This is a genomic window from Marinobacter sp. NP-4(2019) (genome assembly GCF_003994855.1).
GTDB lineage: Bacteria > Pseudomonadota > Gammaproteobacteria > Pseudomonadales > Oleiphilaceae > Marinobacter.
This window is the reverse complement of the sequence record NZ_CP034142.1, coordinates 3,782,966-3,796,187: the sequence shown is the minus strand read 5'-3', so window position 1 is coordinate 3,796,187 and position 13,222 is coordinate 3,782,966. Positions and strand designations below refer to the sequence as shown.

The 13,222-nt window shown below is 56.5% G+C and carries 13 protein-coding genes and 1 other RNA gene; 5 read left to right on the top strand and 9 right to left on the bottom strand.

Translation table 11 applies throughout. The features are described 5' to 3' along the window. Positions 1-25: 25 nt before the first annotated feature. Genes EHN06_RS17310 through EHN06_RS17300 form a run of 3 tightly spaced genes read right to left on the bottom strand, consistent with a single transcriptional unit; the run spans position 26 to position 3,943 of the window. On the bottom strand, positions 26-688 hold the full coding sequence (locus EHN06_RS17310; protein WP_127333756.1) for a carbonic anhydrase: 663 nt from the start codon (positions 686-688) through the stop codon (positions 26-28). Between the two features lie 14 nt (positions 689-702). Further along, positions 703-2,508 (bottom strand): sodium-extruding oxaloacetate decarboxylase subunit alpha, encoded by a 1,806-nt coding sequence (oadA, locus tag EHN06_RS17305; RefSeq protein WP_127333755.1) that lies wholly within the window; start codon positions 2,506-2,508, stop codon positions 703-705. Between the two features lie 19 nt (positions 2,509-2,527). Beyond that, on the bottom strand, positions 2,528-3,943 hold the full coding sequence (locus EHN06_RS17300; RefSeq protein WP_127333754.1) for an acetyl-CoA carboxylase biotin carboxylase subunit: 1,416 nt from the start codon (positions 3,941-3,943) through the stop codon (positions 2,528-2,530). Between the two features lie 134 nt (positions 3,944-4,077). On the opposite strand from EHN06_RS17300, the gene EHN06_RS17295 reads away from it, so the two are divergent. Then, complete coding sequence (locus tag EHN06_RS17295; RefSeq protein ID WP_127333753.1) at positions 4,078-5,031, top strand: LysR family transcriptional regulator; 954 nt, start codon at positions 4,078-4,080, stop codon at positions 5,029-5,031. Positions 5,032-5,063: 32 nt separating this feature from the next. On the opposite strand, the gene EHN06_RS17290 is transcribed toward EHN06_RS17295, so the two are convergent. From EHN06_RS17290 to smpB, 5 genes are all read right to left on the bottom strand, one after another. Continuing rightward, the gene (locus EHN06_RS17290; RefSeq protein WP_228257497.1) at positions 5,064-5,582 is read right to left on the bottom strand and encodes an acyloxyacyl hydrolase; all 519 of its coding nucleotides are present in this window, start codon (positions 5,580-5,582) and stop codon (positions 5,064-5,066) included. Between the two features lie 439 nt (positions 5,583-6,021). Next, the gene (locus tag EHN06_RS17285) at positions 6,022-7,179 is read right to left on the bottom strand and encodes a hypothetical protein (RefSeq protein ID WP_127333751.1); all 1,158 of its coding nucleotides are present in this window, start codon (positions 7,177-7,179) and stop codon (positions 6,022-6,024) included. 39 nt (positions 7,180-7,218) lie between these two features. Next, positions 7,219-7,583, bottom strand: a transfer-messenger RNA (tmRNA) gene (ssrA, locus tag EHN06_RS17280). A gap of 85 nt (positions 7,584-7,668) precedes the next feature. Next, a complete protein-coding gene (locus EHN06_RS17275; RefSeq protein ID WP_127333750.1) occupies positions 7,669-9,090 on the bottom strand; it encodes a wax ester/triacylglycerol synthase family O-acyltransferase in 1,422 nt (473 codons plus the stop codon). A gap of 151 nt (positions 9,091-9,241) precedes the next feature. Beyond that, positions 9,242-9,721: an SsrA-binding protein SmpB gene (gene smpB / locus EHN06_RS17270; protein WP_012136896.1), complete on the bottom strand. Its 480-nt coding sequence runs from the start codon at positions 9,719-9,721 to the stop codon at positions 9,242-9,244. Positions 9,722-9,900: 179 nt separating this feature from the next. Between smpB and EHN06_RS17265 the strand changes: the two genes are divergently transcribed. Genes EHN06_RS17265 through EHN06_RS17255 form a run of 3 tightly spaced genes read left to right on the top strand, consistent with a single transcriptional unit; the run spans position 9,901 to position 12,277 of the window. Further along, complete coding sequence (locus tag EHN06_RS17265; RefSeq protein ID WP_127333749.1) at positions 9,901-11,520, top strand: sodium-dependent transporter; 1,620 nt, start codon at positions 9,901-9,903, stop codon at positions 11,518-11,520. A 32-nt stretch (positions 11,521-11,552) separates the two neighbouring features. Continuing rightward, a complete protein-coding gene (locus tag EHN06_RS17260; protein ID WP_127333748.1) occupies positions 11,553-11,999 on the top strand; it encodes a type II toxin-antitoxin system RatA family toxin in 447 nt (148 codons plus the stop codon). Next, positions 11,996-12,277, top strand: a complete 282-nt coding sequence (locus tag EHN06_RS17255; protein ID WP_164735629.1) for an RnfH family protein — start codon at positions 11,996-11,998, stop codon at positions 12,275-12,277. The genes EHN06_RS17260 and EHN06_RS17255 overlap by 4 nt, the downstream gene beginning before the upstream one ends. 8 nt (positions 12,278-12,285) lie before the next feature. On the opposite strand, the gene EHN06_RS17250 is transcribed toward EHN06_RS17255, so the two are convergent. Continuing rightward, positions 12,286-12,612, bottom strand: a complete 327-nt coding sequence (locus EHN06_RS17250) for an outer membrane protein assembly factor BamE (RefSeq protein WP_127333747.1) — start codon at positions 12,610-12,612, stop codon at positions 12,286-12,288. 122 nt (positions 12,613-12,734) lie between these two features. Between EHN06_RS17250 and fur the strand changes: the two genes are divergently transcribed. Then, the gene (gene fur, locus EHN06_RS17245) at positions 12,735-13,145 is read left to right on the top strand and encodes a ferric iron uptake transcriptional regulator (RefSeq protein WP_127333746.1); all 411 of its coding nucleotides are present in this window, start codon (positions 12,735-12,737) and stop codon (positions 13,143-13,145) included. Positions 13,146-13,222 lie beyond the last annotated feature (77 nt).

Sequence of the window (13,222 nt, the reverse complement as noted above, 5' to 3'; positions counted from 1 at the left end):
ACGTCAATGACCTCTCACGTCTCCGTCAGCCTTTGACACGGTTGATGATGTCGGCGTAGAAGTCATCGAACTTTTTGAACTCCAGACTGTCCTGGCCGCAACAACGGATTTCGCCGGATTTGATATCGTATACCCAGCCGTGGATCTGTACCTTGTGGGTTGCCAGCTTGGCCGCCACCGCCGGGTGGGTACGCAGGTGCTGAACCTGTTGCAGGACGTTCTCTTCGATAGCCTCGTTCAGGTACTGGCTGTCGAGACAGGCATCGGTGGCAATGTTGTGCCGTTCCCTGACTATTTCCATGGCTGAGCGGCAGTGCCCCAGCCATTCCTTGACGTGGGGCAGTCCTTTCAGTGCCTCGACATCCAGCGCGCCCTTGATGGCACCGCAGTCGGTATGGCCACAGACGATGATGTGACGGACTTTGAGTACCGCCACTGCGTATTCGATGGAGGCGGTCATGCCCCCGGTCTCATTGCTGTGGGGCGGGATGATGTTGCCGGCGTTGCGGCAAATGAACAGATCTCCCGGGTTGGACCCCGTCAGCAGGTTGGGATCGATGCGTGAATCCGAGCAGGTGAAAAACAGCACCTCCGGGCTCTGGCCATCGGCCAGGGCGCCAAACAGGTCCTTACGCTCCGGATAGACGTTTTCCCGAAAATCCAGTACGCCACGAACGATGTGTTCCATATTGATTTCCTCTATCAACCGATCTCGATCAAGATTTCCCCAGGGGTGACGCGGTCACCCTTGGCCACATGGATCGCCTGTACGGTCCCGTCGACGCTGGAATTGACCTCGCTTTCCATTTTCATGGCTTCGGTGACCAGTACCGCCTGACCGGCGGTGACCGTATCGCCTTCTTTCACCAGCACGTCCACCACATTGCCGGGCATGGTGGTGGTGACGTGGCCCGGCTCGCTCGCCCGCTTGCGGCCGCTACCGCTCTCGGCAACGTACTCGTTCAGGGACTCAAACACCACCTCTTCGGGCATGCCATCGAGGGACAGGTACAGCTTGCGCTTGCCGGCACCGGAAGCACCTACCCCGGTAACCGCTACTTCGTATGTCTCGCCATGTACATCAATGCGGAACTCGGTGGCTACCGCAGTGCCCATGCGGTCCTTGCCTTTTTGCTCGGCAGGCAGCAATTCTTCCGGTTTCAGGGTGCCGTCCTGACGCTGTTGCAGGAACTCGCGCCCAAGGTCCGGGAACATGGCATAGGTAAGCACATCTTCTTCGCACTTCGCCAGACTACCAATGTCTTCTCGTAATTTGTTCAACTCGGGACTAAGCAGGTCGGCGGGGCGCCCCTCGTTGACCGACTCATTCCCGATGGCTTTCTTCTGGATGTCAGCATTGACCGCCGCCGGGGGCTGGCCGTAGCCACCTTGCAGATAGCGTTTCACCTCGTTGGTGATGGTCTTGTAGCGCTGACCTGCCAGTACATTGTAGACCGCCTGGGTGCCGACAATCTGCGAAGTGGGTGTGACCAGCGGTGGGAAGCCAAGATCTTCGCGCACCCGTGGGATTTCATCAAAGACGTCGCGAATGCGGTCCAGGGCATTCTGTTCCTTAAGCTGGTTGGCCAGGTTGGACATCATGCCGCCTGGTACCTGGTTAATCTGTACCGAGACGTCCTCGCGGGTGAACTCGCTTTCGAACTGGTGGTACTTCTTGCGCACGTCCCGGAAGTAATCGGCGATTTCACTCAACAGTACCAGGTCCAGGCCGGTGTCGTAGTCGGTACCTTTCAGTGCGGCAACCTGGGACTCCGTTGCCGGATGGCTGGTGCCGGAGGCAAAGGACGAAATGGCGGTGTCAATGCGATTGGCACCGGCCTCAACGGCCTTGAGCTGGCACAGCGGAGCGAGGCCGGAAGTCGCATGGCTGTGCACCACCAGCGGCAGGTCCACTTCCGCCTTGATGGCTTTCACCAGGTCGTAGGTGGCGTAGGGGGTCAGCAGGCCGGCCATGTCCTTGATGGCAATGGAGTCTGCCCCCATGGCTTGCATGTCTTTCGCCTGCTGCACGAACAGCGCCGGTGTATGAACCGGGCTGGTGGTGTAGCAGATGGTGCCCTGGGCGTGCTTGCCGGCCTTTTTCACCGCCTTCATGGCGGTTTCGATATTGCGCAGGTCGTTCAGGGCGTCGAACACCCGGAACACGTCGATGCCGTTGTCCGCTGCCTTCTGGACAAAGGCTTCCACCACATCGTCGGCGTAATGGCGGTAGCCCAGCAGGTTCTGCCCCCGCAGCAGCATTTGCAAACGGGTATTGGGCAGGGCCTCGCGCAGTTGTCGCAGGCGTTCCCAGGGATCTTCCTTAAGGAAACGGACGCAAGCGTCAAAGGTGGCACCGCCCCAGACTTCCAGGGACCAGTAACCCACCTGGTCGAGTTTGTCGCAGATCGGCAACATGTCTTCGGTGCGCATGCGGGTGGCGATCAGCGACTGGTGCGCGTCACGCAGGATGACATCGGTGACTTCAATTTTCTTCGCGTTGCTCATATCTTGTTCCTCCTGCGGATTACCAGCCGGCATGGGCGGCGATGGTGGCAGCGATAGTCAGCGCAATTTCTGCGGGGTCGCGCTTGGTTGAATAATTCAGCAGTTCCGGGTGGGCCGGCACAAAGCTGGTATCAAAGGTGCCGCTTCGGAAGTCCGGATGGTCCAGAATCTGCTGATAGTAGGCGGCCGTGGTCTTGATGCCATGCAGGCGCATGTCGTCCAGGGCGCGTTTGCCGCGGGCGATCACTTCCTCCCAGGTCAGCGCCCATACCACCAGCTTCAGGCACATGGAATCGTAATACGGGGGAATCTCGTAGCCGGTGTAGATGGCGGTATCCACCCGAACGCCCGGGCCACCCGGTGCGTAGTAGTGGGTGATGCGACCGAAGCTGGGCAGGAAATCGTTCTTCGGGTCCTCGGCGTTGATCCGGAATTGCAGGGCATAGCCCCGGTACTGGATGTCTTCCTGGCGATAGCTCAGGGGCAGGCCGGAGGCAATGCGCAGCTGTTCGCGGACGATGTCGACGCCGGTGATAGCCTCGGTAATGGTGTGCTCCACCTGCACCCGGGTGTTCATTTCCATGAAATACACTTCGTTGCCGGACAGCAGGAATTCCACGGTACCGGCGTTTTCATAGCCCACCGCCTGGGCCGCCCGAACGGCCAGATCACCAATGTATTGGCGGAGTTCCGGGGTCAACTGGGGGCTGGGGGCAATCTCGATCAGTTTCTGGTTGCGGCGCTGGATCGAACAATCCCGCTCGAACAGGTGTATGGCGTTACCGTGACTGTCCGCGAGCACCTGCACTTCAATGTGGCGTGGGTTGACGATGCACTTTTCCATAAACACTTCGGCGGAGCCAAAGGCCTTGGTGGCCTCGGATATAACCCGGGGGTACTGGGCCTTTAGCTCATCCGGAGTGTCACAGCGGCGGATACCGCGACCGCCACCGCCGGAGGTGGCCTTGACCATCACCGGATAGCCGATGTCGTTGGCCAGTTTCAGGGCCTCCTCGAGACTGTCCAGGTTGCCTTCCGATCCGGGCGTGATCGGTACGTCAGCAGCACGCATGCTGTCCCTGGCCTGGGTCTTGTCACCCATCTTGTGGATCACCCCGGATTTCGGGCCGATAAAGGTCACCCCCTTCTGCTCACACAGGCGGGCGAATTCCGCGTTCTCAGACAGGAAGCCATAGCCCGGGTGGATGGCGTCACAGCCGGTTTCCACTGCCAGGTTGACGATGCGCGCCGGGTCCAGGTAACCCGCCAGCGGGTCCTCGCCCAGGGAGTAGGCTTCGTCGGCCCGCTTGACGTGCAGCCCATAGCGGTCGGGTTCGGTGTAAATGGCGACTGAGCGGATGCCCATCTCGGCACAGGCCCGCACGATGCGGACCGCGATCTCGCCGCGGTTGGCAATCAATACTTTCTTCAACATGGGAGATTCCTCGTCAAGTCGTCCCGAATGAAGTCGAAGAAAGACTAGCGAATAGGTATTAGCAGTAAAAATTGATATTATTTTGTTTATATATAAGTTAAACCTTATGGATCCTGGAGAGGGCCGAATTACCTATGCCATTGAGCGTCCAGAAACTGGCCAGCCGCCTGACCTTTCGGCAGCTTCAGGTATTCAAGGCGGTTTACGATCTGCACAGTTACAGCAAGGCGGGTGAACTGCTGGGCCTGACCCAGCCGGCGGTCAGCAGTCAGGTGCGCCACCTGGAACAGGCCTTGGGCATGCCCCTGTTCGAGTATGTGGGGCGGCGGCTGTACTGCACCGCCGCCGGGGAGGAAATGGCGCGCTGCGTCAAAGCGATCTTTGGCGAACTGGTGCGGATCCAGACCAACCTGGCCGCCATGGAAGGCCAGGTCGCCGGGGAGCTCAAACTGGTGGCGGTCAATACCGCCCAGTATGTTGTGCCGTACCTGTTAAGGGCCTTCCTGAACCTGAACCCTCAGGTCAACGTATCGGTGATGGTGGTGAATCGGGCCACGGCGCTGCAGCGGTTAAACGACAATCGCGACGACCTGGCCATTATGGGCATGGTGCCCAGCGAACGGCCGCTGACTTCCCTTCCGTTTCTCGACAACGAACTGGTGCCGGTGGCACCGCACGGACACCCCTTGCTCGATCGGGAGGAAGTAAGTGCCCAGGAGTTTCTCGACAGCGAGCTTCTGGTGCGGGAGTCCGGCTCCGGCAGCCGGCTGGCGCTGGAGCTGCACTGCCAGAACCATCGCCTGAGAGTGAGTCCCAGCATGGAACTTGGCTCCAACGACGCAGTGAAGCACGCCGTCCTCGCCGGGCTGGGGGTTGCGGTGTTACCGAAACTGAGCATCCTGTCGGAATTGGCCCTCGGCAGCTTGCATATCGTTGATCTGGCGGGCTTTCCCCTTCGCAGGAGCTGGTGCGTGGTCTACCCGCAGGCGAAGCATCCCACGCCGGCTATGCGGGCGTTTATTGACTATATTCAGCAGAATATCTCGCAGTTTGAGAAGCTTTTTGCGCGGAGAATTTCTTCTGGTTGAGGAGGGAGTGCGTTAGCGATGTCGGCTCTTAGCTAGCTGCCGTCAAGGGGAATACTGAGTGAAAGCGCGGCCGCTTCGGTGCCCGGGTTTTCGTCGGATAGCCCACCGTTTGATAGATGGAATACGGCAACACCCAAGCGATATCCCTGGTTGAACTGCCTGGAAATCTCAAGGCCGCTACGGAATTCCAACGACTTGCCCAGATCGAATTGGGGCCGGTTGTTGAACCGCCCGAGCCCGAAGCTGGGCGTCAGTAACCAGTGATCGGCAAAGCGGAAGTCCCGGCGTAACTCCGCGTATATAAAGTTTGAATCGTTACTGCCAAGTACGATTCCGATTGAAGGCCAAAGCCGATAACGTGTTAGCGGGGTAAAACGGTACTCGATGCCATAGCGACGGGGATTGTCCAGTCTTCGGTCCGCACCTACCTGCCCGACGGTGAAATTGATCAGGGGCCGCTCGAGGAAGTGGTCTGTCGACTCCGATTCGCTGCCGCCGTACACAAATGACGAATACAGACAGAGTGCTGCAATAAAACCCTTCGTGTTCATCACTCGAAATGATTCCATGTGCTTGAAACACAGACTCTGTAAAAGACCTGGGCCAGTCGAACACCCGAACGACAGTGCGCTGTACGCACTGGGTCCCGGATCATTTAAGGGTGTCATCAAGTATAGGGCAATGTCGGCCGCATTCAGAGAGTTTGCTCCAGACGGCAAGATTGAGCCCGATTTCGCGCCCTTCTAAAGCAGTGCATTAATTAAAAATACTAGTTAAAACAGTGCCCTGAAAAGTAGCGGTGCCACGACGAAGAGTATGCTAGCGTATCCAGGAACGAGGCTGCTGGGCTATAGCCCATCTCTATAGCGCAACCCTGGGAAATTACAGGAAGTTGAGCTGAATAAACTGGCCGCTTAAACGCGGTCATTTGGACAACTGGGTTGAAAATCGCCGCATTGCCCACCGGATTGGCTGATTCTGAATCTCCCACTACTGGTCAACAGAGGAGGTGTTAGTACTTTGTTGAAGCGCCAGTTGCCAGGATACAGGCATGTGGTCTAAGAACACTTGTTTATGTGAGCTTGGAATATAATGTTCTAGGACTGTCTTCACATCCTCTGGGTCAATATATTCCCGGACGTTTGGCTCGTGTGTGAACTCTTTTAAACGGTTGCTTAATGATTTTGATGCGTAATCATCTTTAGCATTTAGGTTGCCGTGATCATCAGTAGCATTTTCAAGGGCATTTAGGATTTTCGTTCGTGCGTCATTAATACTTTGTAGTTCCTCAAGAACCTTTTTCATTTCAGAATAATAACGTTCAATTTCAGGTATAACTGAATAATTCTCATAGAATTTGTGGAAATTCGCGCAATCTTGCAAACCTTTTGCAATTGCTAGAGTAATTTGGGCATATTGTCTTAGCTGATCAATAGGGTCTCTTTCTATCACTATTGGAACAACGGGGCGAGATATACCTAAAAAGTCTGAAACCAAGAAGTTAGAACTTGCCCAGCAAAAAGCGATTCTGCTGTTCTTTAAATTTAAGCTTGTTGGATTTAATTCCTTTTTTACTAAATCTGAAATTTCATGAAAATGATCTGCGATATCTTTTACGAATGTTTTTAACGTTGGGTTGGGGGATAAGTCGCCGTATGCGGCGCTGGGGAATACTCGGTCATAAATTGCCCATACCTGCCTGCTGCTTGGATCTCGGAGTTCTAAGGGATTGTTGTCTTTAAAAAACTGCTCAAAAAGTTTTCTGTGGTCAATGTAGTTGGAGAAAATGTTCTGGTTCAACTGCGTTTTTATTTGGGCAGCTGATTGCATAGATCGGTGGTGGGATGCCACTAGCGCGCCTAAAGGAATCGCCAAGCCCATGATAGCGAACTGGAATTTGAAAAGGCTAAAAAAGGTGCTGAAGCATTCAGCGTTGAAACAGGGGCTTAATTGAGTTCTGCTGCTCAAGCCTGCAATTACCATCAACAATATCCCAATCAGTACCGGGACAAGAATTGCGCCTCTGAACAAAGTCGTGTCTAAAAGGTGTGCCTCTGAGGACATAGGCACGCCCTTCCATTTATATTCTATTTCTTCCTCTATGGACACTTTGTGGCCGCTCTCTTTTGATTGTTTTCTCGTACGCAAAAAAAAGCCCCTGAAATCAGGGGCTTTTCTCGGAGAGTTTGGTGGAGACGGCGGGAATTGAACCCGCGTCCGCCAGCACTCAGCCTTGAGGTCTACATGCTTAGCGTCTCTCTATTGATTTAAGTTCAAGCGACCCGAGAGCCAGGGTGCAGGAACCGAGCTCTTTAAATCTTAGCCTCTAACCAGTGAGCTCTGGTTAAAGGAGCATCCCGTAAGCGATGACGTCCTGAGATGTTGCTTCCGGGCTACGGGCGACCCGGTCAGGACGACTAGCAGCTTACGCTGCTAGTGCGTAGTTTTCGTCGTTTGCGACTATTGCGTTGCAGCTTTGGATTAACGAGATTGGCTGCCATCTCGACATGCACCCAAGGGTTCGCCACCAGCGTCGAAGCCATGTCGTCCCCTTACCGACAGTATATGTGGCCGGTTCCCGCAACTTCAAGGACTTCCTTGTTTAGTTTTGCGATCCTGCCTGGGGATTTGTACCTATCAGCTGGCGGTCCGGGCGGTTGTAAGCTCATTGCGCTGAAGTGCAGCGTCCCTCAGTTCGGCGAAACTTTCACGGAAATACCCCATCACCGCGTTCGGGTCGGCGTTGATGGCCCTGTCGATGGTGATGCCGAACTGCACCGTGCCCGCGTAACTGAAGATGCTCATGCCAATACCGATATTGCCGCTCTGTGGCACCCAGAACATGGGTTGGACCAGTTTCGCGCCGGCCAGGTAGACCGCCTCCTTGGGGCCGGGCACGTTAGTCAGCACGGCAGAGGCCTTATTGCTCAGTAGTGCCAACGCCCGCCGCTCCAGGATATCGGGACCGCGACCAAACAGATCCAGCAGGCTGTAGGTCACCTGAGCCTGGTAAGAGCGTTTGAGGCGGTTCATGTTCTCCTGCACCTGGCGGAAACGCATCAGCGGGCAATTCACCTCGACCGGCAGGCATACCAGCACCAGTCCGAACTGGTTGCCCAGCGTCTCGATGGGCTGGTTCAGGGGGCGTAGGTTGAAGGGGACAGCCACACGGATACCGCACTCTGGGATGTGCTCTCCGGTTTCCCGGAAATGGCGTTGTAGTGCCCCGGCAGCCGCGCACAGCAGGACATCGTTGGCGGTGCCTTTCAATGCACGGGCGCAAAGTTTGACTTCCGCCAGGCTCAGGGGCTCGGCCCAGGCCGCCTCTTTGCGGCCACTGAGAGGTGAGAGCAGGCCGGTTTTGGGTTCAAACCGCGCAACACCGAGTTTGATCACGTCGATGGCGATATTGCCTGCTGCCGTAGCCAGCTTGACCGGATAATCCGGCTCCTTGCGCAGCGAGTTCAGGAACAGCCGGCCTTGCTCGAGGGCAGTTTGGCCGCTATCGAGCAGGCGGTGGGTGAAACGGCGAAGACGGCCACCGGCCTGCGATTCTTTGGGCTGCGTAGTGGTAGCAATGTGGCTGAGTTTCGTTTCCGGTGTCTTGTCGGTAAGTGACAACAGGACCCGTACCAGCGAGATGCCATCGGCAATGCAGTGGTGAATGCGAACCAGCAGGGCGCAGCCGCCGTCGTAATTATCGATGTAATGGATGTCCCAGAGGGGGCGGCGGGTGTCGAGCGCCGTGCTGCCAAGGTCGCTGGTCAGCACCTGAAGTTCGGCTTTGTCGCCGGCTCCGGGCAGGGCGATACGATGGATATGGTTGTCGATATCAAACAGCGGGTCATCCTGCCAGTACACCCGCTGACCTTCCTGAATCACACGTTGGCGAAAGCGGCGAAAGCACAGGAAGCGTTCGTTCAGGGTGCGTTTCAGGCGCTTGAGGGAGAGCGGCTGATCAAAGATCAGGACCGCTGAAATCATCATGGGGTTTGTGGGACTGTCCATGCGCAGCCAGGACCGATCCACGGCTGACATGGCGGTTTTGCTAAGGGACATGGGGTCCTCCGTTCTGTGTGCAATCCAGTTGCCGAACGGACATCAATACCACGGAGTCGTGGCGTATCGGCGATCAGAACAAAGAGTATAGGCCGATTGAGGGGAGGGTAAAAGTGGTTGCGGATGCGACATGGATTTGCCGCATCCAGAGTCAGGCATTGGCGTCGCGGAGAATGCGCTGTTTCTGGCGGTTCCAGTCCCGTTCTTTCTCGGTGGCACGCTTGTCGAACAATTTTTTGCCTTTTACCAGGGCAATTTCGCATTTGACCTTGTTCTGTTTCCAGTACAGGGCCAGGGGGATGCAGGTGTAGCCGCTCTGGTTGACCTTGCCAACGATTTTGGCGATTTCCTTGGCGTGCAGCAGCAGCTTACGGGTGCGCGTCGGATCCGCAATGACATGGGTGGACGCCGTGATCAGCGGGGTAAAATGTGAGCCCAGCAGCCATGCCTCGCCATCCTTGAGCAGCACGTAGGCATCGGTCAGCTGTGCCTTGCCGGCGCGCAGGGATTTCACTTCCCAGCCGAGGAGGGCGAGGCCAGCCTCGAAGCGCTCCTCGATGTGGTATTCGTGTTTTGCCTTCTTGTTCAGGGCAATGGTATTGCTCTGGGGTCCGGGTTTCTTTTTGCTCATGAATCGATAATCCGGGTTCGGATAAAAATTTGCCGGGTATAGTACAAGCCGGGAAAGCGCGCATTGTAGCTCAGGAGTGCCAGATCGGTCACGAAATCAGCGTGACAGACCCCTTCGGTGGTCGTAGCCGGGGAGATTCATCCGCTACAATGCTCAGTTCAGCTCTGTCGGAATGTTGAATGCCTGCACCATACGAAACCCCCATCGGGTCCTGGACCCGCAAGTCGACTTTTTTCTGGGCCGCGGTCGGTGCCACCGTGGGCCTTGCCAACTTGTGGCAGTTCCCTTATCTGGCGGGGCAGCACGGCGGTGGCTGGTTCATCCTGCTGTACGTGGCTTGTCTGTTACTGGTTACGCTGCCGCTGATGGTGACGGAGTCTGCAATGGGCCGGTATGCGCGTCACGGCATCGTGTTGGCGATGGACGGTTATATTCGCAGTACCCGCTGTTCCCGATGGTGGATGTTTGCGGGGCGGCTCAGCATTATCGCGGCGTTCCTGGTGCTGTCCTACACCGCGGTGTTCGGGTCGATTGCTCTGGCTTACGTGTTCTATGGTGCCCTGGGCGTGTTCAACAATGCCGGAGAGGCGGAAGCCACCGCGGTACTGGCGGATATGGTATCGGATACCCGTGACTACCGGATGTTCATGGCATGGCACCTGTTCTTTGTCGTGCTGGTGATCTGGGTGTCCATTCAGGGGGTGGTCAAGGGGCTCGAGCGGGTGTTCCGGTCGCTGGTGCCGCTATCCCTGCTGTTGCTGCTGGGATTGTTTGCCCTGGCAGGCTGGCATGGTCGCCTGGAGGGGGCGGTGGCTGAGATTCTGCAGTTCCGCCCGGAGGATGTCACGATCGGCAGCCTCAAGGCTGCGCTTTTCCATGCCTTTTTCACTCTGGGGCTGGGAATGGGGGTGTGGTCGATCTTCGGTGCTTACACGCCGGTCGGAGTTAAGCTGAAGCGATCGGTGCTTGCGGTGGTGTTGATGGATACCCTGATCGCGATTCTGGCGGGTGTGCTGATTTTCGCCACCGCGACCAGCGGTGGCAGTTTTGACGGTGCGCGTGGCTTCAGCCTGTTGTTCGTTTCGTTGCCGGTTGCGCTGGCTCCCCTGCCGGGCAGTCAGTTTATTATCGCTGCTGCGTTCCTGCTGGTGGTCCTGGTAGTGTGGACCACCTCACTGGCTCTGCTGGAGCCGGTGGTAGGCTGGTTTCGGGAATGGACCGGCTCGCCCCGGGGCTGGTCGGCTTTCATTATGGGGACGCTGGTGTGGTTTGCCGGGCTGGGCACGTTGCTGTCATTCAACATCTGGGCCGACGCCCAGTTGGCGGGCGGGACGTTATTCCGCTGGCTGGAACTGATCACCGGTGGTTTGCTGATTCCCCTGGTTGCAATCCTGATTGCTTTGTTCACTGGGTGGTGCCTGACCCGCTCACTGTCATTCAGCATTCTGGGCAAGACACCCTGGCTATTCGGCCGTATCTGGTATTGGGTGATGCGGCTGGTGTTGCCGGCTGTGGTGGCGGTAATCGGGATTTCCTACACGCTGTTTTCATTGGATAACCTCTGTGGCGGCGGTGAGCAGGCGAAGTGGTGTCGCCAGATCAGTCCGGTGGTTGCGACACCCAGGCAGGCTCCGCCAGTCAATGGCAAGCAAAGTGGGGGCGGGCAGGTGACGGAACCCTCGCAATCAGTCCCGGCTGATGGGGAGGCGCGTCCTGCCAGGCACGATGATGCGCCGGGGAGTGATCCGGCCCCCAAAAAAGGCCCAAAACGGGACGAGATCCTTTATCATAGCGTCTGAAATTCTGAATACAGCCGACCGCGGGATGAAGAATGCCCCATCAGATCGACAAGACAGCCCTGGTCATGCACTCCGCTGAGCGCATGTTCCATTTGGTCAACGACATTGCCCGTTATCCCGAGTTTTTGCCCTGGTGTGCGGGCGCGGAAATTCACAATCGGGACGAAGGGCAGATTACCGCGTCCCTGGATGTGGCCAAGGGCGGCATCCGCCATCGTCTGACCACCCGCAATCAGTTGAGTCACCCCGAGACCATCGAGATGAGTCTGGTGGATGGGCCGTTTCGCAATCTTACCGGTCGCTGGCACTTCCGGGCGCTGGACGACAATGCCTGTAAGGTTATCCTGACACTGGAATTCGAATTCTCCGGATCGCTCTCCCGTATGACGTTTGGCCCGGTATTCAGTCAGGCCGCCAATACGATGGTGGATGCGTTTTGTCGGCGTGCGGACATGGTGTATGCAGGAGTTGTGGAATGATTCGAGTGGAAGTGGCTTATGCCCGCCCGGACAAGCAGGAAATTATCAGCCTGCAGGTGCCGGCGGGAACTACCGCTCTTGAGGCTGTCAAACAGTCTGGCATTGTGGCGGTTTTTCCTGAAATTGATCCTGAAAGTAATGATATGGGGATCTTTGGCAAGGCCATTAAGTCGCCCGCCGGGCATGAGCTTCGGGAGGGGGATCGGGTTGAGCTGTACCGACCGCTGAAGATTGATCCCAAGCAGGCCAGGCTCAACCGGGCAAAGAAGAAATCCTGACGGCGGCCTTAATAGGCCGGCGTTTCTTCCAGTAGTTGGGCCTCGTAGTGGCTGTAATGATCGTTGTCGTAATAGACGATGACTCGCTGTTCTTTGATATCGCCTCCCCGACGCTGGAAGGTGTAGATGTAGTATTCCCGGGAAGGGTCAACCGGGTTGATCATCAGCGGATTGCCAAGGACCGAGTGTACCTGGCTGCGGGACATGCCCTCGCTCAGTGATGTCAGCTCCTCGTCGGTCAGGATGTTGCCTTGCTGGACGTTGATCTTGTATACGCCAGGAAAGACACAACCAGACAGGATGAGAGTGAGAATGATAGCTGTGAGCTTTTGCATCGCCGGGGGAAATCCTCTATCTTGAAATCGCCTGCCAGGGGCAGGTGTGACACGGTCTAACCGTATAAATGCGGCTTCATCATACCGGAAGCCGTGGGGCACACCAACGAGTGAATAGTAACATGTCATCTGAAAACGCCGAATTACGAAAAGTCGGTCTGAAAGTTACTCTGCCGAGAGTAAAGATTTTCAACATTCTGGAAAACTCCGAGGAACACCACCTCAGCGCAGAGGATGTGTACAAGAAGCTTCTGGAGCAAGGGGATGACGTGGGGCTGGCGACCGTATACCGGGTTCTGACCCAGTTTGAGGCTGCCGGACTGGTGCTTCGCCACAACTTTGAAGGCGGGCACGCAGTGTTCGAAATGGCCGGGGATGATCACCACGATCACATGGTTTGCACGCAAACCGGCGAGGTCATTGAGTTTTGCGATCCCATCATCGAAGAGCGCCAGAAGAAAATTGCCGAAGAGCGGGGCTATGAGATCATTGATCACAGCCTGATTCTCTACGTCAAGCCGATTGGCAAGTAACTTTCCTTCCGTAAGCGCGATACCCGAATGAAAGAATAAAAAAAGGGGCGGATGTGAATCCGCCCCAATAGCTCTCA

Excerpts from the sequence above, each read along its gene's own strand:
- smpB (WP_012136896.1), bottom strand. The coding sequence starts at position 9,721 with ATGAGCAAAAAGAAACCCGGACCCCAGAGCAATACCATTGCCCTGAAC.
- EHN06_RS17265 (WP_127333749.1), top strand. The coding sequence starts at position 9,901 with ATGCCTGCACCATACGAAACCCCCATCGGGTCCTGGACCCGCAAGTCG.
- EHN06_RS17310 (WP_127333756.1), bottom strand. The coding sequence starts at position 688 with ATGGAACACATCGTTCGTGGCGTACTGGATTTTCGGGAAAACGTCTAT.
- EHN06_RS17290 (WP_228257497.1), bottom strand. The coding sequence starts at position 5,582 with ATGAACACGAAGGGTTTTATTGCAGCACTCTGTCTGTATTCGTCATTT.
- EHN06_RS17260 (WP_127333748.1), top strand. The coding sequence starts at position 11,553 with ATGCCCCATCAGATCGACAAGACAGCCCTGGTCATGCACTCCGCTGAG.
- fur (WP_127333746.1), top strand. The coding sequence starts at position 12,735 with ATGTCATCTGAAAACGCCGAATTACGAAAAGTCGGTCTGAAAGTTACT.
- EHN06_RS17300 (WP_127333754.1), bottom strand. The coding sequence starts at position 3,943 with ATGTTGAAGAAAGTATTGATTGCCAACCGCGGCGAGATCGCGGTCCGC.
- oadA (WP_127333755.1), bottom strand. The coding sequence starts at position 2,508 with ATGAGCAACGCGAAGAAAATTGAAGTCACCGATGTCATCCTGCGTGAC.
- EHN06_RS17250 (WP_127333747.1), bottom strand. The coding sequence starts at position 12,612 with ATGCAAAAGCTCACAGCTATCATTCTCACTCTCATCCTGTCTGGTTGT.
- EHN06_RS17295 (WP_127333753.1), top strand. The coding sequence starts at position 4,078 with ATGCCATTGAGCGTCCAGAAACTGGCCAGCCGCCTGACCTTTCGGCAG.
- EHN06_RS17275 (WP_127333750.1), bottom strand. The coding sequence starts at position 9,090 with ATGTCCCTTAGCAAAACCGCCATGTCAGCCGTGGATCGGTCCTGGCTG.
- EHN06_RS17255 (WP_164735629.1), top strand. The coding sequence starts at position 11,996 with ATGATTCGAGTGGAAGTGGCTTATGCCCGCCCGGACAAGCAGGAAATT.